We start from the raw sequence: 2,023 nt of genomic DNA, 5'->3' as shown, positions 1-2,023 counted from the left end.
TTTTTTGAGTATATCCGCGATCGCATTTCTTTGATCGGAAATATCCCATCTTTGGGCAGTATTATTCGGGACAAATCCTCGCTTAACCCGTTTGGTTGGTCGTGGATGCCAGAATAAATCTTTACCCCGAAGTATTGATGGGATACCGAACATTCAACGGTAATCTTCATATTGCTTTTAGCTGTACCTTTCGTCACGTAGGGAACCCCAGCTTCTCCACCGAGTTCGATACCGAATTCTAAGGTAACTTTATCTACATTCGTGTTTGCGATCGGCATTTGCTTAAAGGCATTCAAGGTATAAACTGTGTAAGCGCGAATCGTGCCTTGAATTGCCTGGAAATTTTGTGCCATTTGCTTGCGAACTGCTTCAGGACTCATTCCCTTTTCGTCTAATGCTTCTTCTTCCTCCTCTTCGCTAGCGACAGGGAGAATATTCACGTCTTCTGATGCTTCGATGTAGATGATTGTGTTGTCATCTAGTTGGATGGGCGTGAGTTTGGTCATGGGAAGGGTGGATTTAGCAAAAACACAATAATTACTAATTAAAACAGGATTTCGGTATTTTTACTCGGAAATCGTGGTAAATATTTTGTAGCTGTATAAGTGAAATAATTACTATCGAAAACTAAGTAAGGCTTGCTGTTATGAGTCGAGACGCTTTAGTTGTTGGCATTAATACCTATAGTTATGAGCGTCTGAGTAATTTAACAGCACCAGCGCAGGATGCGGAAGCAATATCAAAATTTTTGGAAGAATACGGTGAGTTTAACGTTAAACGCCTACCTGCGGTTAAAGATAAGCAAAATAATACAATTCGGGTGGGGCAGAAAACTCAAGTCAGTTTAACTCAGTTAGAAGAGGCTATAGTCCAATTATTCAAACCGGAAGGGAAAAATATTCCTGACACGGCACTTCTGTATTTTTCCGGTCATGGGTTGCGGAAAAGTCGCGGTGGTATTCACCAAGGATTTTTGGCGCCGAGTGATGTAAATCCGGATTTGGCTAACTGGGGTTTGTCTTTGCAATGGTTGCGGCAATTATTGCAGGAAAGCGAAGTTAAGCAGCAAATAATTTGGTTGGATTGTTGTCAGTATTGGGTGCTTCGGGAAGTGGGAAATCGAGCGTTGTTAGAGCAGGTTTATTTTATCAACTGCAACAGGGAAGAAAGAAGAAAATGGTTCTTCAGTACTTATTATGCCAAATTATTAGCAATAACTAGCAAATGATGTTAAAAAATGTATCAGAAATCGAATAAAAGCACTGTGGGAATTGACATGTAAGTAATATCTATTATTAACTGTAAATAGCATTCAGGCTATTTTCATGTGATTTTACAGTTATGACTAGCAAAAGAGATATTAAAATTCTAACAGAACTTATTGATTTAGGAGATATAAAAGTTATATCTCATTGCCTTTACGATGGGATTGGAATAATTTTACAAACCGAATCAAAAAAAATATATAGTACTTGTCCTAAGTGTGGCACAAAAAGTGAAAGATTACACCAAAATCATCGACATATTGTTAAAGACTTACCTTTTGGAGATAACCCAGTATTTTTAGAGATCAATAGACGACAGTTCAAATGTGAAATATGTAAAAAACCATTTAGCGAAGACTTAGATTTTGTCAGAAAGAAAAGAACTTATACAAACCGACTTGCTAATAAGACTATACAAGACGTATTAGATTCTGATATTCATAGCGTAGCATCGAAAGGTATAGTTACTACAGAAGAAATAGAGCGGATGTTAAAAGATGCATCCGAATCATTACCCAATTTAAAACCTTTGAATCTAAAAAGACTTGGACTCGATGAAATAGCTCTTATTAAAGGGAAAGGTAACTATTGTGCAGTATTAGTAGACTTAGATACATCTAAACTCATTGCTGTTTTAAGCGATGGCACACAAGATGCAATCAGAAAAGCCCTTATAGAATGGGGCTTTGAGGCTTTAGAACAAATAGAAGAGGTAAGTATAGATTTGTGGCAAGGGTATAAAAGTTTAGTAACAGAAT

Annotated in this window: 3 protein-coding genes; 2 read left to right on the top strand and 1 reads right to left on the bottom strand. The window is 37.3% G+C overall.

Going from position 1 to position 2,023, the window contains the following annotated elements; genetic code table 11:
• Positions 1 to 506: CU044_2847 family protein (locus tag CK510_RS29725; RefSeq protein ID WP_245912511.1), on the bottom strand; the 506-nt coding region annotated here is incomplete at its 3' end.
• A 140-nt stretch (positions 507 to 646) separates the two neighbouring features.
• Here CK510_RS29725 and CK510_RS29720 point away from each other — a divergent pair.
• Positions 647 to 1,228 carry a caspase family protein gene (locus tag CK510_RS29720; protein WP_095725034.1) on the top strand — a complete coding sequence of 194 codons (582 nt, stop codon included), beginning with the start codon at positions 647 to 649 and terminating at the stop codon, positions 1,226 to 1,228.
• 113 nt (positions 1,229 to 1,341) lie between these two features.
• On the top strand, positions 1,342 to 2,023 hold a 682-nt coding region (locus CK510_RS29715), incomplete at its 3' end, for a transposase family protein (RefSeq protein WP_143289510.1).

The sequence above is a fragment of the Brunnivagina elsteri CCALA 953 genome, from assembly GCF_002289455.1.
Lineage (GTDB): Bacteria > Cyanobacteriota > Cyanobacteriia > Cyanobacteriales > Nostocaceae > Brunnivagina > Brunnivagina elsteri.
The sequence above is the reverse complement of the archived record's forward strand: the minus strand, read 5'-3'. Positions and strand labels throughout refer to the sequence as shown.

What these genes read in the sequence shown, in the direction of transcription:
- CK510_RS29720 (WP_095725034.1), top strand. Translation starts at nt 647, where the DNA reads ATGAGTCGAGACGCTTTAGTTGTTGGCATTAATACCTATAGTTATGAG.